Source organism: Mucilaginibacter arboris (assembly GCF_009754915.1).
GTDB lineage: Bacteria > Bacteroidota > Bacteroidia > Sphingobacteriales > Sphingobacteriaceae > Mucilaginibacter_A > Mucilaginibacter_A arboris.
This window is the reverse complement of the sequence record NZ_WPIK01000007.1, coordinates 160595-185686: the sequence shown is the minus strand read 5'-3', so window position 1 is coordinate 185686 and position 25092 is coordinate 160595. Positions and strand designations below refer to the sequence as shown.

Here is a 25092-nt window from a genome sequence, read left to right as displayed (position 1 = left end):
CCTATTATTGATTTTATAGGATGTCTCCGGCTATTTCCAATGCTTCTTTTATCGGCAAATAATTGTAAAATTTAACATATCCTATTGCTTGAACAAACCAGTTCTATTGCTTAAACTAAAAGCTATAAACCTTTTAACACTTTTATTATTTTATAAATACAAAAAGGCCTGTGCACGTTTGGTGCTACAGGCCTTTTCAACTAAAAATAATACTTAGCTTATAAATTATTTTTCTTTGTGGCTAATTGCAGTTTTAAACCTAATTCGAGGTCGCCGTTGGTATAAGTTTTCAAGGCCGAAGTTTCGGTGGTATAAAAGAGCATCAATTGTACATTTGGATTAATATTCGCCCCAAAACCCAAGCTTTCACTTTGTGAGCTGTGGTACATGGTATAAAAATGTAACATTTCATTTTTTAAAGTGAAATTAAGCCCTGCATCCAAAATATCTTTATAACCATAAACCCGACGAAAAACCAATTTAGGCTCGATGGCAGAACCATCAAGCAAACTGGCCAAAGCAATTTTATAACTAACAGAAGTCATGAAAACGGAGCGGTCAACACCAAGTACGGTATTATCATGCTTAAAAAAGTGGTTTAAGTTAGGGATAGCGCCTTGAACAGTTAAATTATTGCTGGTATAAGATACACCAAAATCGCCATCTAAATAAGGACGCTGCTGGTTGTACCGGTCCACCTGAACATCGCCCTGATCACCGTCCACCTGGCTATAATTAATCCGCTCATCAGTAATTCCTGCCGAAAGGCCGAAGTTTAGTTTCTGGTTATCGCCCCCCAACTGCACATGATAAGCGTAGGTAGCAACAGCCCTGGTTTGACGGAGCAAGCCAGCCTGATCATTGCTAACGTTAAAGCCCAAGCCAACATTTTTACCGGCATTATAATCCGCAGAAATTATTTGTGTTTTTGGGCTTCCGGGTATGTTAGTCCATTGCTGGCGTACACCCAGGTTTATAGTCAGCCCTTTGTCCAGCCCGGCCATTGCCGGGTTGGTAAGGTACTGGTTCTGGAAGTACATGGATGAAAAAGGGTTAAGTTGTGCGCTTACTGTTTTTACCTGCATAAAAACAGCAGTAAGCAGCAATAAGCAGGGTATCCCTTTAAAGTTTTTTGCCCGCTTTGAGTTAAATTTTATATTTTGATTGTTCATCGTGTTGTTTCTTTTTTTAGCCCTGCTAATAATGATTATTTTATCTTGGATTTTCTTGCTACCTTATCTGTTCCTTAAAATGGTAATGAAACCCTTTTTAGGGCCTTTGCCAGGGCCAAAATCAATCACATAATAATATGTTCCTTCAGCTAATGGCGAACCCTGGAAGCTACCGTCCCAATCGTTGTTGTAATGCTTTACCTCGAGTAGTTTCCTTCCGCCTTTATCAAAAATTGAAACGGTATTATCAGGATACAGGTCTAAGTTTTTAACTATCCAGGTATCATTCTTACCATCACCGTTGGGCGTTAAGATGTTAGCTGCATCAATCATCGAATAATCATCCGTTACATTGATGGTAATACTGCTTTTAGCACTGCAACCAGAAGCATTGCTTACTGTAACCTGGTAAGTTGTTGTTTGGCTTGGGCGAACTTTAATAACCGCTGAACTGCTTGTGCCGCTAACATTTGGCGATGTATCCCAGCTATAGCTACTTCCGCCTGTTGCCGTAAGTGTTACGGTTTCACCTTTAGAAATTTGTGCTCCTTTATCAGATGTTATCGCTGCTATCGGAAGTTCATTTGCTGTAATGGTAAAGGTTTGGCTAAAACTATCAGTTCCTCCGTTATCTGTGCCACCGTTATCCTTAACCGTTACAGTTACAACTGCTGATCCTGTTGTGGCTAAATCATAGCTTAAAGTTGCCTGACCTGATGATACAGAAGACGCTTTCAAATTAGCAAATAATCCAGGATTAGTCGAGCTAACACTCAAAGTAGTGCTTTGCCCTGTTTCCGAACCAGCAGTAATACCACTTAGCCGTATTGTTTGTGTATAATAGGTGTAACAAACTGTTTGGTTAGAAATAGCGGCAAGCGTTGGTGCTTCGTTTACATCAGAAATATTGATGGTAAAACTTTGTTCAAAGTACAAACCATATTGATTTGTCGTCCGGATCCTAACTGAATAACTGCTCTTAACCTCGTAATCGAAGCTTTTTGTAGTTACTAACTTGTTTCCTGTAATGCTAAACGAAGCATTATCTGCAGAACCTGCTCCCGAAACTAAGGCATAAGTAAAAGTGCTGCTTGCATTAGGGTCTGCAGAAGAAAGTGTTCCCGCTGATGTCCCGGAAGGCTGGTTTTCGTAAAGCGCTATACTATTTAATGCAAGGCCTGTAGGTGCTAAGTCTACACTAAAAGTAATAACATTAGTGCTTGCACTTACGTTTCCGGCTATATCTGTTGCTGTAACATTTACTTTATGGCCGCCTAAGGCCAAAGCAGTAGTTGGGGTATAGCTATAGTTACCATTAGCATCTGCTGTTACCGTTGCCAGCAGTATTCCATCCATATAAATACTTACTGTTGAGCCTGCCTCTGCCGTTCCGGCAATAGTAGGTTTAGTTGTATTAACACTGCCTTTATTAACATCACCTGCTATTACCGGTACAGCCGGCGCTTTTGTATCTACTGTAACGGCTGCCACAACACTTGCTGCACTAACATTTCCTGCTGCATCCTTTGCCTTTGTTGTTAAGTTATGGCTTCCATCTGCAAGGACTGTAGCAGGCGTGATGCTCCAGTTGCCGCTTGCATCTGCCGTTGCTGTGCCGATCACTGTTGTGCCATCGTATAGCGTTACTGTTGAACCTGGCTCTGCTGTACCTGTAATTGTTGGCTTGTTGTTGTTTGTGATTGTACCGCCCGAAGCAAGCACCGGAACTGACGGCGCTGCTGGTACAATTGTATCTACTGTTATGGTTGTTGCGCTTGCTGCACTTATATTTCCAGCTGCATCCTTTGCCTTTGTTGTTAAATTATGGCTTCCATCCGCAAGGGCTGTAGCAGGTGTGATGCTCCAGTTGCCGCTTGCATCTGCTGTTGTTGTGCCGATTACTGTTGTGCCATCATATAATGTTACGGTTGATCCTGGCTCTGCTGTACCGGTAATTGTTGGCTTATTATTATTTGTAATTGTACCACCAGAAGCAAGTACGGGAACAGACGGCGCTGCTGGTGCAATTGTATCCACTGTTATCGTTGTTGCTGTACTAACTGTACTCATATTGCCTGCAGCATCTTTTACTGCTACAGCAAGGCTATGATTTCCGTCGGCAAGAGCTGTAGCAGGTGTTATGCTCCAGTTGCCATTTGCATCTGCCGTTGCCGTTCCGATAACCGTTGTTCCATCATACAAAATAACTGTTGATCCCGGCTCTGCCGTACCTGTAACTGTTGGTTTATTATTGTTTGTAATTGTACCTAACGATGCTAATACTGGTACAGATGGCGTTACTGGTGGCACTGTATCTACTGTAATGGTTGCTACAGGGCTTGCTGCACTAACATTTCCCGCTGCATCCTTTGCTTTTGTTGTTAAGTTGTGGTTGCCATCTGCAAGTGTTATAGCAGGTGTTATGCTCCAGTTCCCATTTGCATCTGCCGTTGCTGTACCTATCACTGTCGTTCCGTCATATAACGTTACTGTTGAACCTGCTTCTGCTGTCCCAGTAACTGTCGGCCTGTTATTGCCTGTAATTGTACCTCCCGATGCAAGTGCCGGCACCGACGGCGCTAATGGCGCAGTAGTATCTACTGTTATCGTTGTTGCAGTACTTGCTGCACTTACATTGCCTGCCGCATCTTTTGCTGTTACGGTAAGGCTATGACTGCCATCTGCCAATGCTGTAACAGGTATTATGCTCCAGTTACCGGTTGGATTAGCTGTCGTGGTACCAATTAATGTTGTTCCGTCATATAAAGATACTGTAGAATTTGCTTCAGCTGTTCCAGTAATCACCGGACGAGTATTAGCAGATATATTACCATTTGCAGGGGCCAGAATACTTGCTACAGCCGGTGCTGTCGTATCTACTGTAATTGTCAAAGCAGAACTTCGCGGGCTGACATTATTAGGGAAAGTTGCTGTAGCAGTAAGACTGTGGGTTCCATCAATCAAAGTAGAGGTTACAATACTCCAGTTACCGCTGCCATCTGCTGTTGCTGTGCCTATCACTGTCGTTCCATCGTATAATGTTACCGTTGAACCTGCCTCTGAAGTACCAGTTATCGTTGGTGTATTACTGTTTGTAATTGTACCGGAAACTAAAACAGGAACAGATGGAGCTATGGTTGCCGGGCGCGTTACATTAACATTATATGTTTTAGTAGTAACACCATCCTGAGCTGTAACTACAATTTGAACATTGGTTGAGCCTACTGGAAGATCTATTGGCCCGGAGGCGTTGCCGCTAACTACAGTTGTATTGTTGATTTTAACTGTAGCATTAGGGTCCGCAGTAAACGGCGTTAAAGTTATTGAAGCAGCATTATCTGCAACAGTAGCTGTATAAGAAATTATTGCAGCAGTAAAGGCAGGTAACAATGTACCTGCACTTAAGGTAAGATTAGTGAGATTAGCGTTGGAAGACTTAACGGTTATTGTAACATTACTGGTTGATGTATTACAGCTATTTGTAATTGACCAACGAAAAACATAAGTACCGGGAGCAAGATTGCCTACGCTTGTGTTATAAAGAGCTGCATTAACAAAAGTGGCTGTAGTAGGGCCACTAATTTGCGACCAAGAACCTGTTCCTGCGGTTGGCTGATTGCCGTTTAAAGTAGCAGAGGTAGTTGTAGCTGTAGTTAATATTGGGATAGTACCCGCATTTGCTGTTGTAGGCTGAGGATTAATAATAACTGTTACCGGTTGAATTACGGAACAGCCGCTGATATTTACCGCTTTAATATAATAAGTACCCGAACTTGCTATTGCAGCCGGACTACTTATTACGGTAGTTGCAGCCGCATTACTATAATAAGAAAATGTTAGGCCAGCATCACTGCCTGCAGTAACAGCCGCCGCAGTAAGATCAACTGTTGCAGGTGCGCATACTGCCGCCGGATTTGTAATGGTAAGTGTTGGGACAGCATTAATTATTGCAGTTACAGTTGCTGTATTTGAAGTTGAGTTGTAATTATCCCCAACCGTAAAATTACAAACTGCCGTACCGGTAACAGAGCTGTTTAAAGGTGTAAAAGTTATGATACCGCTCCCATCCGAAGTAAATGTTCCTTTTGATGCAACAAAATAAGTAGTTTGGGTTCCTGCAGTAGAAGGATCCAAGTCGGTACTGGCGGTGTTTATCACACCATTAGGCCCGTTACTTGTGCTAAAACCGCTTGAAATATTTACACTTCCGGTACCATTAGAACAACTATTTAAGGTTTGGTTAGTTTGGGTTGGTGCAGTTAAAGTAGCTTTAGAAGCCGCCGGAAGATCTACTGTTGTATTTCTGATCTCATGATAATTATTTTCAGCCCCAGTAGAAGCTGCATATCCAAATTTTAAAGTTGAAGGAGCCGGATAATTATAATAATAGTTATTAATAATAGTTACCGGAGCGGAAACTGCATCATGCTGAATCTTTACTGTGATATCATATCCAACACCGCTTGCATCAGGTACAACATCAATATAAGCTTTTCTGTAACCTGCCGTATTTACCACACCACGGTTTCCGCCAGCAATAGTATTAAACCCATGAGTGGATGTAGAAAGCTGAACTGTTCTAAGCATACGATAAGCACCACTTGGATCATTATAAGCACCGCGAATAGTTACTGAGTTGGTTGCACGTCCTGTTCCTCCCACACCAAAATTAGGGTCAGAGAAATTCCCGTATTCATCTATTCCAATACCTAAATAACCCCTTGATAAGCCTGCATTACTTCCTGAATTAGAATACCCTAAAGAACCTCCATAATAACCAACTCTAAAGTTAGCATCAGGCAAGCTACCATCAAAAAGAAAAAAACTTATTCCATCTGCGTTTCCGTTGCTACTTCCATAAGTTGAGTACTCAAAGGCTACTGAGATACCTTTAGTAGCAGGAAAACTATTTGAAACAAAGGCATAACCTGCCTGATTATTTGAATTAGAAGTCAGTCTTAAATAACCATTACCTTCCGCATCTCCTGGCACTCTGGTTGCTGTAAGCAACGCCGTTCCCCCTGTGTTTAGCCCAGGTGCTGTAGAATTCGTAAAACCATTTGTGTAAGGAAACTGGGCGAAAGCTTTGTTAGAAATTAATCCTGCTAAAAACAGCAGCAGGATAAGAATTTGTAATTGTTTTAACATAAAAGAATATGAGATGAAGATTTTAAAGAAAAGGAGTAGTTTTTTTATCGAATGAGGTCAAAATTTAATTTGGAGTTATACGACCTGTTAAGCCTGATGTTTCCAGAAATTGAATAAAATACACTGATAAAAGAAGCATATCATCAGCGGCTTCGTATAAAGCACTTCTACAGCCTTCAAACTGTAATTTATTTTTAGCTTTATTCCATGATGTTACCCGCTCCTCCTTCCGCCCGAAAAAAGTTAGGGATATTGCCTTTAATCGCCATCATCTTCCTGACTGTTTCTGGTGGCCCATATGGCCTGGAGCCCTTATTAGGTTACGCCGGAAAAAATGGCGCGCTCCTGCTGCTCATCATTACACCCATTTTGTGGGATATTCCAACTATCTTCACTGTACTCGAATTGAATAGTATGATGCCCGTTACCGGCGGCTATTATCAGTGGGTAAAAAAAGCATTAGGCTTGCGCTGGGCCTTGTATGAAGGCTGGTGGACCTGGCTTTATACTTTTGTTGACCTGGCCATTTATCCGGTGCTTTTTACAGAATATGCTGCTTTCTTTTTCCCCGGTGCCCATGCCTATAAAATCCCGATCTGCCTTTTCATCATCTGGTCGTCAGCAGGATTAAATATTTTAGGGATAGTTCCTGTTGGCAAGGCTTCCCTGTTTTTAAGCGCTTTGGTACTTACCCCTTTTATCATCCTTTTTTATATGGCGTTCGGCCATCATGCCGGCAGTTTTACCTTTCCGCATTTATCTTTAAAAGGCATTGGTTTTTCTTCGCTGGGATTAGGGCTTTATACCGTAATGTGGAATTTTATTGGTTGGGACAACGTAACCACTTATGCCGAGGAAGTGAACAAACCAATCCGTACTTACCTTATTTCTATATTTACGGCTTTTATCCTAATTTTTTCGGTGTACTTTCTGGCTGTTTTTGTTGCACAACAAGCAGGGATTAATCCGGCAAAGCTCGAGAAAGAAGGCTTTCCGGTTGTTGGGCTTTTAATTGGTGGCCATTGGCTTGGCGCATTGCTTTCTTTTGGCGGGATGGCCAGCGCATTAGGCTTGTACTCGGCCGTTCTGCTTTCGGTTTCGCGCGTGCCCAAAGTTATGGCCGATGATGGCCTGCTTCCCCAAAAAATAAACAAACTTCACCCAAAATACAAAACGCCTTATGTTTCTATTTTGGTTTGCTCTGTAATTATCAGTTTTATGATTTTATGGACTTTTACCGATTTGCTGATTATCGATGTTACCCTTTACGGCGCAGCTTTATTTTTAGAGTTTGTTACGCTGATCATCTTTCGTATCAAATTGCCGGAAATGCCTCGCCCTTTTAAAATCCCTTTAAATATTTATGGTTTAGGGTTGATGGCTTTGCTGCCTTTTAGTGTTTATATAACTGCACTTGCCGGTGCTTTTTCTGCCTCCGGAAATACCTGGCAGCCAGCAGTTTTTGCTATTGGCGCTTTACTTTCCGGAGAAGCAGCTTGGCAAATCATCCGCTATGCCAAAAAACCTTTACCGGCAAATTAACCCATACTGTTTTTACCTGCCTAAAAACAGTATCGCTTTTTAAACCTTTACATATAAAAAACACGTTCATCATGATGAAAAACTGCTTATTTTTATTTTGCCTGCTTTTTTTACCGTTTTTAAGTTCGGCACAGCAAATTTATCGCCGGCAGTCAAGTTTTAGCGAGCGGAACATTCAGCTGGGGTTTACCTTATCGCCTAATATCGGTTGGATGCGGGTTACCAATTCCGGCAATTCTGCTATCAGCACGGGCGCACGCGCTGGCATCAGCTACGGTGTTTTGGGAGATTTTGGTTTCGACCGCAATTACTTTTTTTCCACTGCTTTTACGGTTACCAGCATCAACGGAAACCTGAGCCAACCTTTAATTGCTGATGCTGCAAATTATACCGGCACTTACAAACTTCAATACATTGAGATTCCGCTTACGTTAAAACTTAAAAGCAACCCAACCGACCTTGCCCGCTTTTACGGGCAGTTTGGTTTGGGTACAGGCATCAAAATCAGCGGCAAAGAATCGGTTAACAATTCGGGTAACTACACCTTAACGGATGCAAATATATTCAGGGCAAGTTTGATAGTTGGGGCCGGGGCAGAATGGCACCTTAGTACGGGTTTAAAGCTGCAAACCGGTTTAACCCTAAACCACGGCTTAACCAATACGTTAAGCAATTCGTACGATATCAAGAGCGATTATCTGGCTTTAAGCCTGGGCATATTTTTCTGATAATCGCTTTTTTATAAACCGTTGCTTTAGAAGTTGTTTAAAATTTATTCGGTAATTTTTTTGTGTGCTTCTTTTTTTGGCTAAAGCCCCTGTCTGTGTTTATGCCATCCACGGCCTGAAGGCCGTGGTAATTTTACAGCCCGGTTTTTACGACAGATCTTTGTTTTACTAATGCTGGATTGGCTTTGTGTGGATAGAATGTCCCAATTAGGTTCCAACTGCGGTTGCCGCGGCCTTAAGGCCGTGGATAAAGGATAACCGACAACGGGCTTTAGCCAAAAACACAAAAAATTTAAAAAATTATGGTATAAAAGGGGCATCAAACAAAAGGACAAAATTTAAACAGGCCCTAACATTTTTAGGTGATAAAAGAAGCATCAACACTAAAAAAATCCAAAACTTGGTCAACATTTTTAGGCGATAAAAGAAGCATCAACCCAAAGAAATCAAAAACAATGACCAGCATTTTTAGGTGATAAAAGAAGCATCAACCCTAAAAAAATCCAAAACTTGGTCAACATTTTTAGGCGATAAAAGAAGCATCAACCCAAAGAAATCAAAAACATGGCCAACATTTTTAGGTGATAAAAGAAGCATCAACACTAAAAAAATCCAAAACTTGGTCAACATTTTTAGGCGGAAAAAGAAGCATCAACACTAAAAAAATCAAAAACAATGACCAGCATTTTAGGCGATAAAAGAAGCATCAACCCAAAGAAATCAAAAACAATAACCAACATTTTTAGGTGATAAAAGAAGCATCAACCCAAAGAAATCAAAAACAATAACCAACATTTTTAGGTGATAAAAGAAGCATCAACACTAAAAAAATCCAAAAGCATTGACCAACATTTTTAGGCGATAAAAGAAGCATCAACACTAAAAAAAAGACAGCCAGGAAATAAGCTTAAACAACGTTAGCAACAAAAAGGGACGGTTTCAAAATGAAGCCGCCTTTTTACTGCATCAAAAAACATGAAACTTTATACTGCTGGTTCCTGCTGACTTAAGCAATGGAAACTGCCTAATCCCCAGATAATATCGGTAGAATCTATTCCTACAACTTTACGGTTAGGAAAGCATTTTTGTAAGATCTGCAATGCCCTTTCGTCGTTTTTATCGCGATAAGTTGGCACGATCACTGCTTTGTTTGCGATATAAAAATTGGCGTAACTTGCGGGCAATCTTGTTTCTTCCCAAATTACCGGCGATGGCATGGGCAGCTCAATGATGTTAAGTTTGCGCCCATCCAATAATCTCATTTCTTTCAGTTTTTCGAGGTTTTCCTGTAAGATGTGGTAATTTTCATCTTCCGGGTTTTCCTCCACCACGGTAACAACGGTATCTTCATTTACGAAGCGTGTGATATCATCAATATGCCCGTCGGTGTCATCGCCTACAATTCCGTCTCCCAGCCACAACACCTGCTCAACGCCGTAGTATTTTTTAAGATATTCTTCGATTTGTTCCTGGGTGAGATGCGGATTTCTGTTTGGGTTAAGCAAACAAGCCGTTGTGGTTAAAACGGTTCCTTTTCCGTTAAATTCTACCGAACCACCTTCCATTACAATTCCCGGTTCGTAAAGAGGAAAATCAAAACATTCTGCAATTCGAGTTGGAATAATATCATCCATATTGAAAGGCGGATATTTATTTCCCCAAGCATTGTAATTCCAATCCAGTACTATTTTTTTAGGGGTAAAAGAAGCATTGCGGTTTAACAGAAACGCCGGGCCATGATCGCGGCACCAGGCATCGTTGGTAGGAAAATGAAAGAACTGAACTTTTGTTAAATCAGTACCGATAGCCAGCAATTGCTGTTTGGCAAAAGCTTCCATTTCTTCATCTGCAACATTGATTCGCACCAATTCACCTTCTGTTAAAACCTTAATAAATTCTGTATAATGACGATAAATCATGCCGATTTTAGAAGGCCAGGAAGCTTCCTTGTGCGGCCAGCTTAACCACGTTGCTTCGTGTTTTTCCCATTCCGCAGGGAAATAATAACCTTGTTCTTGCAAATTAGTCTTCATCAATCAAACGCTTAGTTATGGGCTGATAAGAATCAATTCTACGATCACGCAAAAACGGCCAATGTGTACGATAACGATCAGTTTCTGATAGATTCAGTTCCTGCACAATCACTTCTTCCTCATCATGCGAAGCCTGATAAATAACCGTTCCGAACGGATTGGATATAAATGATCCTCCCCAGAATTTTACACCGGCTTCCTCTCCTACGCGGTTTACACTAACTACATGCACGCCGTTAGCCACACCATGCGAGCGCTGAATGGTTTGCCAGGCATTGTATTGCTCGGTATTAGTTGGTAAATCCTGCGTTGTTGCCCAGCCAATTGCTGTTGGATAAAACAGGATTTCTGCGCCCATTAAAGCAGTAATTCGTGCAGCTTCCGGATACCACTGGTCCCAGCAAATTAAAACACCAAAAGTAGCGTATTTGGTTTTCCAGACTTTGTAGCCTAAATCTCCCGGTGTAAAGTAGAATTTTTCGTAAAAACCCGGGTCATCCGGAATATGCATTTTCCGGTATTTGCCCAGATACTTTCCGTCTGCATCAATAACAGCCGTAGTATTATGATACAAACCTTGCGTGCGTTTTTCAAACAGAGAAGCTACAATTACAACATTCAATTCGGCAGCAACTTTAGAAAGTTCATCAGTTGACGGGCCTGGAATTGCTTCTGCCAGTTTAAAATTATCGTAATTCTCTTCATCACAAAAATATAGTGATGTAAACAGCTCCTGCAAACACACAATTTGTGCACCTTTTGCAACCGCTTCGTTTATTTTGCTGATGGCTTTTTGCAGGTTCGCTTCCTTATCTGCCGTGCAAGCCATCTGCACCAATCCTACTTTAACTTTAGACATTTTTTAGCTAAGTTTTTTTAATTGCCGCAAAAATAGAAATTAGGATGATAGTAAATATCATGCTAATTTAATAGCGATAAAAACAGCATCTTTTGTTTTTAATACCGTATTTATGTATCAAAAGCTTTATACGCAGTGCTTAAACAAAACGCAGCACCTTATTTCAATTTTATTAAATTTGCCTGTTAATGGCCCTACCCAAAGAAATCCCCCAACTAAAAACCCCGAAACAAAAGCTTTGGGACCTGCTGAAAACCTTGCTGAAAATTGGATTTACCGGCCTTTTGCTTTGGCTGGTGATCCGCAAAATGGATTACCCGGAAGTAAAACGGATATTACAAACATCCAATCCGCTTTATTTGCTGCTGGCTTTGGTTACTTATTTTACTTCGATGCTATTTGCAGCTTCGCGTTTACTTAGTTTTTTCCGTTCGATCCACCTTCACTTAGGAAGAAAATTTAACATGCGCCTGTACATGCTCGGCCTGTTTTACAACCTGTTTTTACCGGGAGGAATTGGCGGCGACGGTTACAAGATCTGGCTGCTAAACAAAACCTATAAAAAGCCTGCAAAAAAAGTATTCTGGGCGATATTATTTGACCGTTTAAGCGGTTTGTGGGCCATTGGGCTCATTATTGTCGCTTTAGTTGCCTTTATTCCGCAGATCGAGTTCAGTCCGTTAATTATCTACGCAGTTTTTGCAGTTGGAACTGGTGCTTACTACGCTGTTGCACATTACTTTTTCAAAGAATATACCCGCCATTTCTGGTCGGCACATGCTAAAGCAATTGCCGTACAATCTTTACAGGTATTAACTGTCCTTTGTATTCTGCTGGCATTAAATTTTAACGGCAAATATTCACCTTATTTATTTACATTTTTGGTGTCTTCTTTATCTGCCATTTTTCCTTTTACGGTTGGCGGTTTAGGCGCGCGGGAATTTGTTTTTACACATTTCTCCGGTTTTTTCCACATGAATGCAAACCTGGCAGTAGTGGTTAGTTTACTGTTTTATCTTACTTCGGCAATCATTTCCTTAGGCGGATTGTACTACGTGTTCCGTTCGGACAAACTGCAGGAAGGTTTGCCAACGGAAACAGACGATGAAGAACCTGGGCCAGCAATCGCACCCCTTACAAAAGAAAATTTATAAAGATTTGCCCGATAAAAACAGCATCGCTGTTTTTGCTTAAAATTTAAACCCGATTTTTAGAACATGAACATCATCATCACCGGAGCCAGCAGCGGCATTGGCTTTGAAGCTGTTATCGAACTAATTCAACAACCTGGCCATCGTATTATTGCCCTTGCCCGCTCGGAAGAAAAATTAGCCCGGTTGTTGGAAATTTCGCAAAGTTTAAACCCTGATTGTGTACTATATCCTGTTGCCTTTGATATTGTGCATGATGATTATATCGACCTGAAACAGTTTATTACTTCGCATCTGGAAGCACGAATTGACGTGCTCATTAACAATGCCGGCGCTCTAATTAACAAACCTTTTACACAATTAGGCGAAAGCGATTTTGTAGAAATGCTGCAAAGCAATTACCTCGGCCATGTACGCATCATCCAGGCAATGCTTCCTTTAATGGCAAAAAATTCGCATATTTTAAATATCGGAAGTATGGGCGGTTACCAGGGAAGCGCCAAATTTCCGGGCTTATCCGCTTATTCTGCGAGCAAAGCTGCTTTACACACCTTAACAGAATGCTTAGCCCAGGAACTTGTTGAACAGGAAATAAAAGTAAACTGTTTAGCATTAGGTTCAGCACAAACAGAAATGCTGGAACGCGCTTTCCCCGGATACGAATCGCCTGTGATGGCTTTTGAAATGGGCAAATACATTGCTGATTTTGCTTTAACCGGACACAAGTTTTTTAACGGGAAAGTGTTGCCGGTAGCTGTAACAACGCCCTGAGGCTAATCGTTTTTTGGTTCATAGTTCATGGCCGATAACTGATAGCCGCTATCCAATTACCATGAACTATCAACCATCAACTACCTTACTTCTTCCCTCCCATCATCAAAATTTCGTTCACCACAATTTCAGTCACGTAACGTTTAATACCTTCTTTATCGGTATAATTTCTGGACGTTAGCTTGCCCTCGATGCTAATCTCGTCGCCTTTTTTCAGATAACTTTCGGCAATATCTGCCTGTTTTCCCCAAAGCACTAAATTGTGCCATTGTGTTTCGGTTACTTTTTCGCCTTTTTGGTTATGGTAAGTTTCGTTGGTAGCTAACGCGATCTTAGCCATTTTTTTGTTCTGGTCGAAGCTTTTTACTTCCGGGTTGGTACCCAAGTTTCCGACTAAGCGTACGCTGTTTTTTAAAGTGTTCATCATTTTATCTTTTGTTTTAAGTTGATGATACAAAGGTGGGGTGGAGTGGTTATATTAGTCGGATGGTAAGCGGTTATAACTGGATATTTTCGTTTATAAGCGTTTGCAGACGGAACTTGCGTTTATTTATGAGTTGGCTGCAAGGCGTAAACTGCGGCTCTTAAAAAACCGGAAATTTCTATAAAAACAAGATGAAATTAGAATGTTAAAAACATAATGAATAAAAAAGAAATTGAACAAATTAAAAGAACGAAAAAGTCGAAACGCAATGTTGAAGATTATATAAACTATTTCATTTTTATCTTTCCTTTAAGCATTGCTTTTATTGGATTCATTTTGCTCTTAAGTTATTTTATGCATAACGCGGAAACTCAATCGCTTTTAATTTCGCTAATTATGATAACATTAGGTTTACTCTTTGCTTACTTCACCTTAAAAAGGCTTAATGAAAATGTAACGTTTGAAACAATTGAAAACCAAAGCAACTTAAATCTAATCGAACTAAAACAACAAATACAAAATACCTTTAGACTAAACTCTATATTTATTTATGAAAAATTAGGAACAATTGAAGCTTTGACAAAACTTACAGGATTTTCTTGGGGAGAACTAATAACAATAATTCAAGACGGAAATACATTTTTAGTAAATAGCAGACCAAATGGAACAAACCAACCTGTTACAGTTTATAAAGACAGAAAAAATATAAAGAAAATAAGAAACATACTAACACAAAAATAGCCCTGCCGCTAACATTGGTTTGGCAAAAAACTGGCGGACGAATTAAACATTAAACTTTTATTTTACTATTTTGCTTTAGTTCCAGCAGAAGGAACAAAATTTAGCCGGTAAAGAAGCATCAACTTTTAATTATTAATTTAACTTTAGTTTTGGCTGACGAGTTTCAAATCCCAGTTCTTCGCCAAGCCTTTTCCGTTATGCACAATGCGCCTGCCAATTCATATGACGACAACTCGACTGCTTCTATTATTGACAATTTTGCAAGCTTTCATTGTTACAAGTTGTAAGCAGACAAACTCAATTATTCCAAATGAATTTCATGAAACAGTTCTGCCCAAAATTGGTAGCAATGAATGGTACTCAGTAAATTATTCTCAAAATAGTTTTAGTGTTAATATTGCTAATGAAAAACTTAAAATTGAACAAGTTAAAGAAATAAATAAATGTGAACTTAAAATTACCGGCGGAACTCTCGTTAGAATAAATAGAGGCGAATGGGGCGGAAAATTAACCTTTAAACCTGCTGACACAACCAAAAAAGCAATTGAAATTAAGAGTGGAAATATTAAGTATATATTCAACTTTAAAAATAAAATCTATTTTATAGAAGGACTTGCGCACGATGGTTATAGTGAAGGCGCAATATTTGAACTCAATAAACAAAACGACAACTTTACATTTACTAAACTTGTTGACTTTGACGATGCTCCTGAAGCACTTGCTATTTATAAAAACAAGTTTTTTATTGCGACATATAAAAACTTTTACATAATTCAAAACTTTAAAAAAGACCTCATTTTCAATGATGCATTTTGGAGTGGTTTATATCCAAACTCAATTGCCGTTCTTGACGAAAAAAATGTATTTTTAGGAATAAGAAGTGGAATTGCAAAACTCGACTTAATAAACAAGACATTGAAGTTTTATAAGTACGAGAAATAGAACACTGCACATAACATTGGTTTGACAAAAAACTGGCCGACGAATTAAACATCAACTTTTATTTTGCTATTCTGCTTCAGTTCCAGCTTAACGAATAGAAATTTAGCTGATAAAAGAAGCATCTGCTTTTAAATATAAATTTAACTTTGGTTTGGACGGACGATTTTCAAATATCAGTTCTTCTTCCAAGCCTTTTCCGTTGATTGCAACCTACCAAGACGGCACTAATTCTTTCATAATTTAACAAAATGAGCGTAACAAAAACAATTCTACTCGACATGGTTTGGCCAGCACTTTATGTCAGTGAAACCTTTTGGAAGTTTTGGTTTTTGGTTTTTGGAACGATTGTTATTGAATTATTCGTAATTAAGTACTTTCTAAAATTTTCTTGGAAAAAATCTTTTTTTGCTTCATTAATTGGTAACTGTGTTTCTGGTTTTGCAGGAACATTTGTTATGACTTGGGCAATGCTTTTTTGGCATTTAGTAGTAGACAACTTTGTTCATGGAACCTTTAATACAATAAACTGGGTTGCAACTTATATTTTGATGTGTTTAGGAAGTGTATTTTTAGAAACAATGACAATTAAAATTATTTACAAAGAACCAATTAAAAAGCTGTTTCTTCCAATGTTGACTGGCAATTTTTTAAGTTATGTTTTTATTGCTTTTATATTGATTACTAAAAAACATCAATAATTTAAAAAGAAAGCAAGGCTGCAGCCAATATTGATTTGGCAAAACTGCCGGACGAATTAAATATCAGCTTTTGTTTTACTATTTTGCTTCAGTTTCGGCTGATGAACCAGAAATTTAGCCGGTAAAAGAAGCATCAGTATTTGATTATTAATTTAACTTTGGTTTCGGCTGACGGGTTTTAAATTCCAGTTCTTCGCCATGCCCAAACTTTAACAGCAATTCTATGGCGACAGTGTAAATATTGAAATAACTGAAGATTTGGGATATTTGTGCCATGACAGATAACATTAACTTTTGGGGGAAACATAAGGCAACAATAATTTACAGCATCAGCTTGGCTTTTCTGCTGTTTCTTCTCAAATGGTTAGAAATCCGTTATATAATATTTGACTATTCATTTGAAATCTACATCGGGTTTATTGCAGTCATCTTTACTGCATTAGGTATATGGCTTGCCTTAAAACTTTCAAAACCCAAAATTGAAACCGTAGTGGTAGAAAAAGAAGTATATGTAAACAGAAATGGAAATTTTGTTCTAAATACATTACTTGTCTCTCAACTTGAACTAAGCAAACGAGAGTTGGAAATATTGAGTTTGTTGGCACAAGGCCTCAGTAATCAGGAAATTGCCGCAAAAATTTTCGTTTCATTAAGCACCGTTAAAACGCATAATCAAAATCTCTTTGAAAAGTTAGATGTGAAAAGACGGATACAGGCAGTTGAAAAGGCAAAAAGATTAAATCTTATCCCTTAAAACCTCATACTTGGGTATGAAAATAAGCGGGACAGGAGAAAAATAGCCGAAAGTATGACCCGGAAAAAGCTGCGCAATAATCACATTTGCATCAACAAAAATTAAAAAAATGACAAAGAATATTATTATCTACGGGCTTATCGCAGGCATTGTTGTTTCTTTTCTAATGCTGTTTTCTGTAAACCTAAGCAATGCTGCAGGTCACATTGATTATGATAAAGGCCTGCTCATTGGGTATGCTTCTATGCTCATCGCCTTTTCACTTGTGTTTGTTGGCATCCGCAATTACAGGGATAAATACAATGAAGGAATTATCAGTTTTGGCAAAGCCTTTAAAATAGGGATTATGATTGTTTTAATCGCTTCCACCATTTATGTTGTTGCCTGGCTAATTGACTACTTTTTTTTCATACCCGATTTTTTAGAAAAATATTCAGCACACATGATTGATAAGTTGAAAGCAAGCGGAGCAAGCCAAATAGAAATAGATAAGCAAACAAAAGAAATGGCAAGTTCTGTCAGAATATATAAAAATCCATTCTTTAATGCGGCAATGACTTATGTAGAAATTTTACCTGTCGGTTTAGTTGTTACGTTGATCAGTGCACTCATTTTGAAACGAAAATCAGCTAAAAATTAAGGCATATCAAATGAGGTTCGTAAATTATAAACCATAAATAAAAATGAAAAAAGTAACAGGTATTGGCGGCATTTTCTTCAAATGCAAAGACCCTAACAAAATGAAAGAGTGGTATAAAACCCATCTTGGTTTAGATACTAACAACTATGGAGCAACTTTTGAGTGGCGAGAAGATGCCGACCCTACCAAGAAGGGTTCTACAACTTGGAGCCCATTTACAAACGAAACCAAGTATTTTGAACCTTCAACCAAAGATTTTATGATAAATTACCGGGTTGAAGACCTTGAAGCACTTGTTGATGAATTGAAAAAAGAAGGTGTTACTATTGTAGATACGATAGAGGCTTATGACTATGGTAAATTTGTTCACATCCTTGACGCAGAAGGAAACAAAATTCAATTGTGGGAACCTAATGATGAAGTGTGATAAAATACTTCTGTATAAAGTGTTAATTTGAAACCAACAATGAGAAATTAACGGTGACAAATTCCAAACAAGTTAGATAATTCAATTCTTTTTATAGAAATTGTTAAACTTACTTTTGGGCTGTCTTTTTTAGGGTTGATGCTTCTTTTATCACCTAAAAATATTGGGGCATTTTTTTTGATTTATTTAAATCGATGCAAACACCAGTTTTTATAGGGTAAAAGAAGCATTGCATTTTTCATTGTAAAAATTTAAACAGGCTTTAATCCTTGAAATACTCCCTGTCATTTTTCCCTGCCGCTTGCAACGATAAGAAAAATGAGTATATTTAGATACGCTTTAATATTCATGCCAACAACAGAACGCCAATGCTTAGATTGCGGAGAAACCATACACGGCCGTGCAGATAAAAAGTTTTGCAACGACCAATGCAGAAGCAATTTTAACAATCAACTAAACAGCGACAGCCATAACCTGGTACGCAACATTAACAATATTTTACGGCGCAACAGGCGTATTCTCCAACAGCTTAATCCAACCGGAAAAACCAAAACTTCCCGTAAAAAGCTCGATACGCTGGGCTTTAACTTCAATTATTTTACCGGTATTTATCAAACCAAAGCTGGAAACACCTATAATTTTTGCTATGATTACGGTTATTTAATTTTAAGCGAAGAAGAAATTTTAATTGTAAAACGAGAAAACCAATAAACCGTAAAAACAACTCGCCGAAAATTTAACGTTGTTTACCGATTAATTAAAACGAGTTGCCTGTTTGGTGTTTAAACAACAAAGCTGTTCAGATACATTTGTATTGCATTTAAAATAAAACATGAATAATTTCCATTATAATCCTTCAAAAAAATCTAACAAATCATTAGCCGGACTTATCCTGACGGTGGTTGGCCTGGCATTGCTGGTACACCAACTGGATTGGTTTTTCTTCCCGAACTGGCTGTTTAGCTGGCCCATGATCCTGATTATTATCGGGCTGGCAAAAAGGGCAAATAACCGTTCCAAAAACAATTCTTCCTGGCTGATCCTGATTGTAATTGGATGTTTATTTTTACTGGAAAGAATATTTCCGGCAGAAAACGTAGTACACCTGGGCTGGCCGGTTATCCTGATTGCCGTGGGTTTATGGATTATTTTCGGCAGAAACCAGGAGAAGGTGAACTATAAGCAACCGTTTTCTAAAGAGGCTTTTGTAAATAATGATTTTTTAAACCCCGATCCTGAAGAACCGGCAGCAACAGAACCTTCCTATACAAATCAAACCAGAACAGAAGGCAATGAAGATTACCTGAACTCTTTTTCGATGTTTGGCGATGTAAAAAAGAGCATTATGTCTAAAAATTTTAAAGGTGGCGAAATTGTGAATATTTTTAGTGGCACAAACTTAGATTTCAGTCATGCTGATATTAGCGGACGGGTAGTTGTAGATGTGGTACAACTTTTTGGCGGCACCAAATTAATTGTTCCGCCGCATTGGCAGGTAGTATCAGATATAGCGCCTGTTTTTGGCGGCGTTAACGACAAGCGCATACCTCATACTGATATGGCAGCTAACGGAAAAGTGTTGGTTTTAAAAGGGGTTTCTATTTTTGGAGGCGTAGATATTAAAAGCTTTTAAGCTTCTTTTAACACCTATTTTTGTATATTAAACACAACTAATATCAGGGTTATGCCTCAGCCAAACTACTTCCAAAACAAAGGACTTTTATCCGGTTTTTGCCCCCTCTCCTCTGGAGAGGGCTGGGGTGGGACAACAGCATCTGCCTAAACTAACACAAATTGGAAAATCAGCCTTCTTTATTTAACAAGTTCCGTTTTATTGTAGGTGCCGGTTTATTGGCCTGGTTTGCCTTGCAAAGTTACCTTTTGTACGATTTTGGCTTTAGCTGGAAAGTGGCCAGCACCGATGCCGGCACTACCAGCGTTTTATTGGCTGCTGCCTGCTACCTCATCAGCAATAACCTTAAATATTACCAGCCCGAAAAAGGGCGTTCGGTTTTTATCCTGGTGCTTTGTTTGGTTTTAACTTTTCTATGGATAGTTGCCTGCCGCTGGCTGCTGCCGCAATTAATTCCGGAACCGGCATACAAATCTTTTCTGATACAATCTTTAACTATCCGTTTTTCTATTGCATTCCTCATCATCACTTGCATGGCCATGCTCAGTGCATTGCGGTACATGCAAAAAGACCAGAAAGCCAATGAGGCACGCAAACTGGCTGCCGAAACTTTAGCACGCGATGCAGAACTTTACAAACTCCGCCAGCAATTGCAGCCGCATTTTTTATTCAACAGCCTGAACTCGATCAGTGCATTAATTGGTTTTAAGCCGGATGAAGCCCGAAAAATGATCCACCAGCTATCCGATTTTTTGCGGGGAACGCTGAAAGAAGAACAGCAATGGGTAACTTTACAGCACGAATTGCAGCATTTGCAATTGTACCTGGATATAGAAAAAGTACGGTTTGGCCACCGGTTAACAACCATTTTGCGCCATAATGATACTGCGGATGCTATGCTGATCCCGCCCATGCTGCTGCAACCTTTGGTAGAAAATGCCATTAAGTTTGGGTTGTACGATACCATTGGCGATGTAACGATCAGTTTAGATGCTGTTGTAATTAGCAATCAGCTGCAAATTACCATCAGCAATCCATACGATCCGGAAACAGCTTATCCAAAGCATGGAACGGGATTTGGGTTGAGTGGTGTAAAACGACGGTTATATTTGCTGTTTGCCCGCCATGACCTGATCGAAATTCAAACCCGAAATAGTATTTTTAGTATTACGCTTAAAATCCCGCAAACTGTAAACCCTCAAAATACCGATCTTAAACCCAATGCTTAATTTATGCAGGTAAAAAAAGTATTAATTATTGATGATGAGCCGCTGGCACGTTCTATTGTGCACGAATATTTACAGCAGTTTCCGCAAATGGAAGTGGTGCAGGAATGTGGCGATGGTTTTGAAGGTGTTAAAGCGATTATGCAGCACAAACCGGATTTGATTTTTCTGGATGTGCAAATGCCCAAAATCAACGGTTTTGAAATGCTGGAACTGGTTGATCAATCGCCAGCTGTTATTTTTACCACCGCTTTTGATGAATACGCGCTAAAAGCTTTTGAAGCGCACGCAGTTGATTATTTACTGAAACCTTTCAGCAAAGAACGTTTTAACAAAGCGATAGAAAAATTCTTAGAAAATCAGCCTAAAAAACCGGAAACAACAGTGGCTTTACTGGAAACAGCAGCCAGCTCTCCGGCACAACATGACCGTATTGTGGTAAAAACGGGAACAAAAATCAAAGTTATCCCTATTCAGGAAGTAATTTATCTGGAAGCTGCGGATGATTATGTCAATATTCATACCGCTGCCGGTGCTTTCCTCAAAAATAAAACCATGAGTTTTTTTGAGAAGATACTGGACCCAGATTTGTTTACCCGCGTTCACCGCTCTTACATTGTCCGGGTGGAGCAGATTACACGCATCGATCCTTACGAGAAAGAAACACATATTTTGATTCTAAAATCAGGCGCGAAAATTCCGGTAAGCAAAGCTGGTTATGCTAAATTAAAACAGGTTTTAGGGATTTGAAAAGGTTGTTGTGATTTCATTTTTTTTGTCATTTCGATTACGGAATGACAACGGACACACTAACTTTTATCCTATAAAAACAGCATTAAAAATCAGTATAAATAGCAACTTGAAACACATTATTCCGTAAATTGCCATTCGGGTCTTTAGAATATACGTACTGGTAACCCAATTCTGTATCAATCTTTTTATTTAATCGGTAACCAAAAGAAATATACGAGCGGTTTTGATCTAAAAAACTATTGCTTGCTCTTTCCTGATGCTGCACATTTACAAAAAGTTCATTCTGCAAAGCCATATATATCCCCTTTTTAAAGCTATCTTCAACTTTAACCAACGGAACCTGGCTGCGGATGTAATAACGCAAACGCTGCGAAAATCCGCCATTTTCCATATTGATAAATCGCTGTTCTAATCGTAACCGGTTTGATAAAGTTGCTTTTCCAATTTTAGCATCAATCTGGTATTGCTCCCAAATTCTGTTCTCTGCATAAAAAATCCGGCTGCTTTTTTCATCTTCATAACTTCCGAAAAAAGCATAACCTGCGCCTGCGGCCTGGTTTTTACTAACATCATAACTAATTCCCGGCCTTAGCAAATAAGCGCTTGTATTGCTAAACTGTTTATCGGTACGATATTGCGCGTCGAATAGATAACCCCATTTTCCGGTAAGTTTCTGCTTATGGTAAATTGCCAGCCAGCCAGAATATTGGTTTTCGGTGGATTGACTATAGCTTTTCGTGATCAAACTTAAAAGCAGGCCAGTTAAGATCAGGTATTTCTGTTTCATCGTTCCTCATTAAAGAAAATTACGGGCAAATTAGTTTTGCTTATTACTATAAAAACTTACAGAAACCGGATTACGGCTTGCATAAATAATCTTGTAACACTACTTTAGCAGCATGCTGTTTTTATACCGGTAAAAACAGCATGATTAAAATATGATGAAACAAAAGCTCACTTTTTTACTACTGATTTTTTCTGTCACCCAATCTATTGCACAATCCAACCGTTGGCAGCAGCGCGTAAACTATACGATGGTTGTGAACATGAACGTGCAGACCAACCGTTTTACAGGAATACAGAAACTGGAATACACCAATAACTCGCCCGATACTTTAAAACGTGTTTTTTATCATTTGTACTGGAACGCTTTCCAGCCCAACAGTATGATGGATATGCGCAGCCGTGAATTAGGGAATACCATCATCAACAAAAAACAGGATTGGGATGCCCGCGTGAAAGACCGGATCCAAAAGTTAACACCGCAGGAAATTGGCTATCAAAAGGTGCTTTCGTTAAAGTTGAACGGCATCGCCCAAAAGTATAAAACGGAGGAAACAATTTTAGTGGTTGATCTGGATAAACCGATTCTGCCACACGGAAAAGTAGTTTTTGATATGGTTTTTGAGGCACAGGTACCGTTACAGATCAGAAGAAGCGGGCGCGATAATCCGCAAACCGGCGTGCGTTATTCCATGAGCCAGTGGTATCCTAAAATGTGCGAATACGATTACGAAGGCTGGCATCCAACTCCTTATGTTGCACGCGAATTTTACGGGGTTTGGGGAGATTATGATGTAAAGATCACCATTGATAAAAAGTACCTGATTGGCGGAACCGGTTATTTACAAAACCCGCAGGAAATTGGGTTTGGTTACGAAGCGCCGGGAACAAAAGTAACACAACCGGCAGGAAATACTTTAACCTGGCATTTTATTGCACCAAATGTGCATGATTTTATGTGGGCTGCAGATCCTGAATTTAAGCATTTATCTGCCCAAACTGCTGATGGCAAAACCATCAACGTTATTTATAACCGCGACCCAAAAAAGTTGCAGCAAGAGTTTGAAGCGTTAAAGCCGGAGAAAAAACAGAATTATCAGAACGCAGCAGATTATATTAAAAACTGGGACGACCAATGGCAGGAAGTGCTTCATGCGGCTGTAACTGAACTGCCTTATATCCAGAAAACTTTTGGCCCTTATCCCTGGAAACAATATTCTTTTGTTCATGGTGGAGATGGCGGCATGGAATATCCGATGGCTACTTTAATTAATGGCCCAGGTTTAGGTACTGTTTTTCATGAGTGGATGCATAGCTGGTACCAGGGCATGATGGGTACAAATGAAAGTGAATATCCGTGGATGGACGAAGGTTTTACCAGTTATGCTGAGGATTTGGTGAGCCGGGATTATACACAATTTAAGTATAAAAATCTGATTGCTGCTAATCCAAATGACCCGAGGTTAAAAATATTGGATTCAGTTCTAAATAAACAACCGCATGAAGATGCTTACAACAGCTATTACAACCTGGTAAAGTTAGGTTTACAGGAACCGTTAACCACGCATGCTGATCATTACGAAACCAACGCAGCTTACAGTATTTCTTCTTACTCTAAAGGAGAAATATTTTTGGAGCAGTTAGGCTATATTACCGGCGCGCAGGTACGCGACCAGATCTTACTGCAATATTACCGCGAATGGCGATTTAAACATCCTAATGCCAATGATTTTATCCGCGTAGCAGAAAAAGTAAGCAATATGAAGCTGGACTGGTACAAAGAGTACTGGATCAACACCACAAAAACGATCGATTACGGGATCGACAGTGTTTGGCAGGAAGGCAATAAAACGAAGATCAGGTTAATTAACAACGGCAAAATGCCCATGCCCATTGATTTGCAAATTACTTTTTTGAACGGGAAAAAAATGTTGCATTATATTCCGATGTATTTGATGTTTGGCGAAAAACCTGCTGAACCTGGACAACCATTACGCGTTGTAGAACAAGCATGGAAATGGACACATCCAACCTATACTTTAGAACTGAATGGAAAATTAGCTGACATGTGGCGGATTGAAATAGACCCAACTAAACGAATGGCAGATGTAAAACAGGAGAATAATTTATGGCAGGTGAAGTAAACAGAAATAGCTGAAATAGTATGGCTTGTTATATATACTGGTTTAAAGATTTTTAGGCGATAAAAGAAGCATCCATTTATGATCTTAACTGTTGGCCATTCCTAAAACGATCATCAGAAAGATGATTAAAAAGATCATGTTGATGGATAATGGCTGAGTTTGTTTATGTTGGATATTCATGTGGCAATACTTTAATTAAAACAAATAATTTTCTCTGTAGGAGAACTTTATAACGTTTTACAAAAGTTGCACCAAAATTTATTCCTGCTTCATTAAAAATTGATTTAACTGTTTAAACCGCATTTAGAAACAAAATTTTTACATTTCTTTTATCCTGAGCAAAGTTTTTGCCGATGCTTCTTTTACCACCTAAAAATCTGAGTGCTGCTTAGTTCAGCAATTCGTACAGCATAAATTTCGGACAAACAGTTACAATTTCAGGCTTAACCGTAAAAACTTTGTTTGGTTAACCACTTTTATTATTGGAGGTTGTTTAAACTTTTTGGCACCAATTTAAATTTGG

The 25092-nt window shown here is 39.1% G+C and carries 23 protein-coding genes; 15 read left to right on the top strand and 8 right to left on the bottom strand.

What is annotated here, in order from left to right; genetic code table 11:
* Window positions 1-218 precede the first annotated feature (218 nt).
* The gene (locus GO621_RS09640; RefSeq protein WP_157566431.1) at window positions 219-1172 is read right to left on the bottom strand and encodes a PorP/SprF family type IX secretion system membrane protein; all 954 of its coding nucleotides are present in this window, start codon (window positions 1170-1172) and stop codon (window positions 219-221) included.
* 63 nt (window positions 1173-1235) lie between these two features.
* Window positions 1236-6320 (bottom strand): Ig-like domain-containing protein, encoded by a 5085-nt coding sequence (locus tag GO621_RS09635; protein ID WP_157566429.1) that lies wholly within the window; start codon window positions 6318-6320, stop codon window positions 1236-1238.
* 207 nt (window positions 6321-6527) lie between these two features.
* Between GO621_RS09635 and GO621_RS09630 the strand changes: the two genes are divergently transcribed.
* Together GO621_RS09630 and GO621_RS09625 are read left to right on the top strand one after the other, a co-directional pair.
* Entirely contained in the window at window positions 6528-7862 is a 1335-nt protein-coding gene (locus GO621_RS09630; RefSeq protein ID WP_157566427.1) for an APC family permease, read from the top strand.
* 71 nt (window positions 7863-7933) lie between these two features.
* Window positions 7934-8590 (top strand): porin family protein, encoded by a 657-nt coding sequence (locus GO621_RS09625; RefSeq protein WP_157566425.1) that lies wholly within the window; start codon window positions 7934-7936, stop codon window positions 8588-8590.
* Between the two features lie 468 nt (window positions 8591-9058).
* On the opposite strand, the gene GO621_RS18800 is transcribed toward GO621_RS09625, so the two are convergent.
* The 3 genes from GO621_RS18800 to GO621_RS09615 all read right to left on the bottom strand — a co-directional run bounded on the left by GO621_RS18800 (window position 9059) and on the right by GO621_RS09615 (window position 11482).
* A complete protein-coding gene (locus tag GO621_RS18800; protein ID WP_198170198.1) occupies window positions 9059-9220 on the bottom strand; it encodes a hypothetical protein in 162 nt (53 codons plus the stop codon).
* Between the two features lie 353 nt (window positions 9221-9573).
* A complete protein-coding gene (locus GO621_RS09620; RefSeq protein ID WP_157566424.1) occupies window positions 9574-10623 on the bottom strand; it encodes an agmatine deiminase family protein in 1050 nt (349 codons plus the stop codon).
* Window positions 10613-11482: a carbon-nitrogen hydrolase gene (locus tag GO621_RS09615; protein WP_157566423.1), complete on the bottom strand. Its 870-nt coding sequence runs from the start codon at window positions 11480-11482 to the stop codon at window positions 10613-10615. The genes GO621_RS09620 and GO621_RS09615 overlap by 11 nt, the downstream gene beginning before the upstream one ends.
* 188 nt (window positions 11483-11670) lie before the next feature.
* Between GO621_RS09615 and GO621_RS09610 the strand changes: the two genes are divergently transcribed.
* On the top strand, window positions 11671-12636 hold the full coding sequence (locus GO621_RS09610; protein WP_157566422.1) for a lysylphosphatidylglycerol synthase transmembrane domain-containing protein: 966 nt from the start codon (window positions 11671-11673) through the stop codon (window positions 12634-12636).
* 63 nt (window positions 12637-12699) lie between these two features.
* Entirely contained in the window at window positions 12700-13404 is a 705-nt protein-coding gene (locus tag GO621_RS09605) for an SDR family NAD(P)-dependent oxidoreductase (RefSeq protein ID WP_157566421.1), read from the top strand.
* 85 nt (window positions 13405-13489) lie between these two features.
* On the opposite strand, the gene GO621_RS09600 is transcribed toward GO621_RS09605, so the two are convergent.
* Window positions 13490-13831, bottom strand: coding sequence for a single-stranded DNA-binding protein (locus GO621_RS09600; protein WP_232335628.1), 342 nt, complete (start codon window positions 13829-13831; stop codon window positions 13490-13492).
* A gap of 213 nt (window positions 13832-14044) precedes the next feature.
* On the opposite strand from GO621_RS09600, the gene GO621_RS09595 reads away from it, so the two are divergent.
* The 3 genes from GO621_RS09595 (at window position 14045) to GO621_RS09585 (ending at window position 16209) form a co-directional block, all read left to right on the top strand.
* The gene (locus tag GO621_RS09595; RefSeq protein WP_157566420.1) at window positions 14045-14569 is read left to right on the top strand and encodes a hypothetical protein; all 525 of its coding nucleotides are present in this window, start codon (window positions 14045-14047) and stop codon (window positions 14567-14569) included.
* 204 nt (window positions 14570-14773) lie between these two features.
* Window positions 14774-15511, top strand: coding sequence for a hypothetical protein (locus GO621_RS09590; RefSeq protein WP_157566419.1), 738 nt, complete (start codon window positions 14774-14776; stop codon window positions 15509-15511).
* Window positions 15512-15759: 248 nt separating this feature from the next.
* Window positions 15760-16209 (top strand): hypothetical protein, encoded by a 450-nt coding sequence (locus tag GO621_RS09585; protein WP_157566418.1) that lies wholly within the window; start codon window positions 15760-15762, stop codon window positions 16207-16209.
* Window positions 16210-16356: 147 nt separating this feature from the next.
* On the opposite strand, the gene GO621_RS19215 is transcribed toward GO621_RS09585, so the two are convergent.
* Window positions 16357-16485, bottom strand: a complete 129-nt coding sequence (locus tag GO621_RS19215) for a hypothetical protein (RefSeq protein WP_262884989.1) — start codon at window positions 16483-16485, stop codon at window positions 16357-16359.
* Between GO621_RS19215 and GO621_RS09580 the strand changes: the two genes are divergently transcribed.
* From GO621_RS09580 to GO621_RS09550, 7 genes are all read left to right on the top strand, one after another.
* A complete protein-coding gene (locus tag GO621_RS09580) occupies window positions 16484-16963 on the top strand; it encodes a response regulator transcription factor (protein WP_157566416.1) in 480 nt (159 codons plus the stop codon). The two genes, GO621_RS19215 and GO621_RS09580, sit on opposite strands and share 2 nt — an antisense overlap.
* Before the next feature lie 109 nt (window positions 16964-17072).
* On the top strand, window positions 17073-17603 hold the full coding sequence (locus tag GO621_RS09575; RefSeq protein ID WP_157566414.1) for a DUF4199 domain-containing protein: 531 nt from the start codon (window positions 17073-17075) through the stop codon (window positions 17601-17603).
* Between the two features lie 43 nt (window positions 17604-17646).
* Window positions 17647-18030: a VOC family protein gene (locus tag GO621_RS09570; RefSeq protein WP_157566412.1), complete on the top strand. Its 384-nt coding sequence runs from the start codon at window positions 17647-17649 to the stop codon at window positions 18028-18030.
* Between the two features lie 318 nt (window positions 18031-18348).
* Entirely contained in the window at window positions 18349-18741 is a 393-nt protein-coding gene (locus tag GO621_RS09565; protein ID WP_232335627.1) for a hypothetical protein, read from the top strand.
* Window positions 18742-18862: 121 nt separating this feature from the next.
* A complete protein-coding gene (locus GO621_RS09560; RefSeq protein ID WP_157566410.1) occupies window positions 18863-19663 on the top strand; it encodes a LiaF transmembrane domain-containing protein in 801 nt (266 codons plus the stop codon).
* Window positions 19664-19824: 161 nt separating this feature from the next.
* Complete coding sequence (locus GO621_RS09555; protein WP_232335626.1) at window positions 19825-20892, top strand: sensor histidine kinase; 1068 nt, start codon at window positions 19825-19827, stop codon at window positions 20890-20892.
* Window positions 20893-20895: 3 nt separating this feature from the next.
* Window positions 20896-21639: a LytR/AlgR family response regulator transcription factor gene (locus GO621_RS09550; RefSeq protein WP_157566408.1), complete on the top strand. Its 744-nt coding sequence runs from the start codon at window positions 20896-20898 to the stop codon at window positions 21637-21639.
* An 85-nt stretch (window positions 21640-21724) separates the two neighbouring features.
* On the opposite strand, the gene GO621_RS09545 is transcribed toward GO621_RS09550, so the two are convergent.
* The gene (locus GO621_RS09545) at window positions 21725-22429 is read right to left on the bottom strand and encodes a DUF2490 domain-containing protein (protein WP_157566406.1); all 705 of its coding nucleotides are present in this window, start codon (window positions 22427-22429) and stop codon (window positions 21725-21727) included.
* A 151-nt stretch (window positions 22430-22580) separates the two neighbouring features.
* Between GO621_RS09545 and GO621_RS09540 the strand changes: the two genes are divergently transcribed.
* A complete protein-coding gene (locus GO621_RS09540; protein ID WP_157566404.1) occupies window positions 22581-24569 on the top strand; it encodes a M1 family metallopeptidase in 1989 nt (662 codons plus the stop codon).
* The last annotated feature ends 523 nt before the right edge of the window (window positions 24570-25092 follow it).

Excerpts from the sequence above, each read along its gene's own strand:
- GO621_RS19215 (WP_262884989.1), bottom strand. The coding sequence starts at position 16,485 with ATGGCACAAATATCCCAAATCTTCAGTTATTTCAATATTTACACTGTC.
- GO621_RS09600 (WP_232335628.1), bottom strand. The coding sequence starts at position 13,831 with ATGATGAACACTTTAAAAAACAGCGTACGCTTAGTCGGAAACTTGGGT.
- GO621_RS09605 (WP_157566421.1), top strand. The coding sequence starts at position 12,700 with ATGAACATCATCATCACCGGAGCCAGCAGCGGCATTGGCTTTGAAGCT.
- GO621_RS09575 (WP_157566414.1), top strand. The coding sequence starts at position 17,073 with ATGACAAAGAATATTATTATCTACGGGCTTATCGCAGGCATTGTTGTT.
- GO621_RS09545 (WP_157566406.1), bottom strand. The coding sequence starts at position 22,429 with ATGAAACAGAAATACCTGATCTTAACTGGCCTGCTTTTAAGTTTGATC.
- GO621_RS09625 (WP_157566425.1), top strand. The coding sequence starts at position 7,934 with ATGATGAAAAACTGCTTATTTTTATTTTGCCTGCTTTTTTTACCGTTT.
- GO621_RS09590 (WP_157566419.1), top strand. The coding sequence starts at position 14,774 with ATGCGCCTGCCAATTCATATGACGACAACTCGACTGCTTCTATTATTG.
- GO621_RS09595 (WP_157566420.1), top strand. The coding sequence starts at position 14,045 with ATGAATAAAAAAGAAATTGAACAAATTAAAAGAACGAAAAAGTCGAAA.
- GO621_RS09610 (WP_157566422.1), top strand. The coding sequence starts at position 11,671 with ATGGCCCTACCCAAAGAAATCCCCCAACTAAAAACCCCGAAACAAAAG.
- GO621_RS09640 (WP_157566431.1), bottom strand. The coding sequence starts at position 1,172 with ATGAACAATCAAAATATAAAATTTAACTCAAAGCGGGCAAAAAACTTT.
- GO621_RS09565 (WP_232335627.1), top strand. The coding sequence starts at position 18,349 with ATGAGTATATTTAGATACGCTTTAATATTCATGCCAACAACAGAACGC.
- GO621_RS09620 (WP_157566424.1), bottom strand. The coding sequence starts at position 10,623 with ATGAAGACTAATTTGCAAGAACAAGGTTATTATTTCCCTGCGGAATGG.
- GO621_RS09630 (WP_157566427.1), top strand. The coding sequence starts at position 6,528 with ATGATGTTACCCGCTCCTCCTTCCGCCCGAAAAAAGTTAGGGATATTG.
- GO621_RS18800 (WP_198170198.1), bottom strand. The coding sequence starts at position 9,220 with ATGTTGACCAAGTTTTGGATTTTTTTAGTGTTGATGCTTCTTTTATCA.
- GO621_RS09570 (WP_157566412.1), top strand. The coding sequence starts at position 17,647 with ATGAAAAAAGTAACAGGTATTGGCGGCATTTTCTTCAAATGCAAAGAC.
- GO621_RS09580 (WP_157566416.1), top strand. The coding sequence starts at position 16,484 with ATGACAGATAACATTAACTTTTGGGGGAAACATAAGGCAACAATAATT.
- GO621_RS09550 (WP_157566408.1), top strand. The coding sequence starts at position 20,896 with ATGCAGGTAAAAAAAGTATTAATTATTGATGATGAGCCGCTGGCACGT.
- GO621_RS09560 (WP_157566410.1), top strand. The coding sequence starts at position 18,863 with ATGAATAATTTCCATTATAATCCTTCAAAAAAATCTAACAAATCATTA.
- GO621_RS09635 (WP_157566429.1), bottom strand. The coding sequence starts at position 6,320 with ATGTTAAAACAATTACAAATTCTTATCCTGCTGCTGTTTTTAGCAGGA.
- GO621_RS09585 (WP_157566418.1), top strand. The coding sequence starts at position 15,760 with ATGAGCGTAACAAAAACAATTCTACTCGACATGGTTTGGCCAGCACTT.
- GO621_RS09615 (WP_157566423.1), bottom strand. The coding sequence starts at position 11,482 with ATGTCTAAAGTTAAAGTAGGATTGGTGCAGATGGCTTGCACGGCAGAT.
- GO621_RS09540 (WP_157566404.1), top strand. The coding sequence starts at position 22,581 with ATGATGAAACAAAAGCTCACTTTTTTACTACTGATTTTTTCTGTCACC.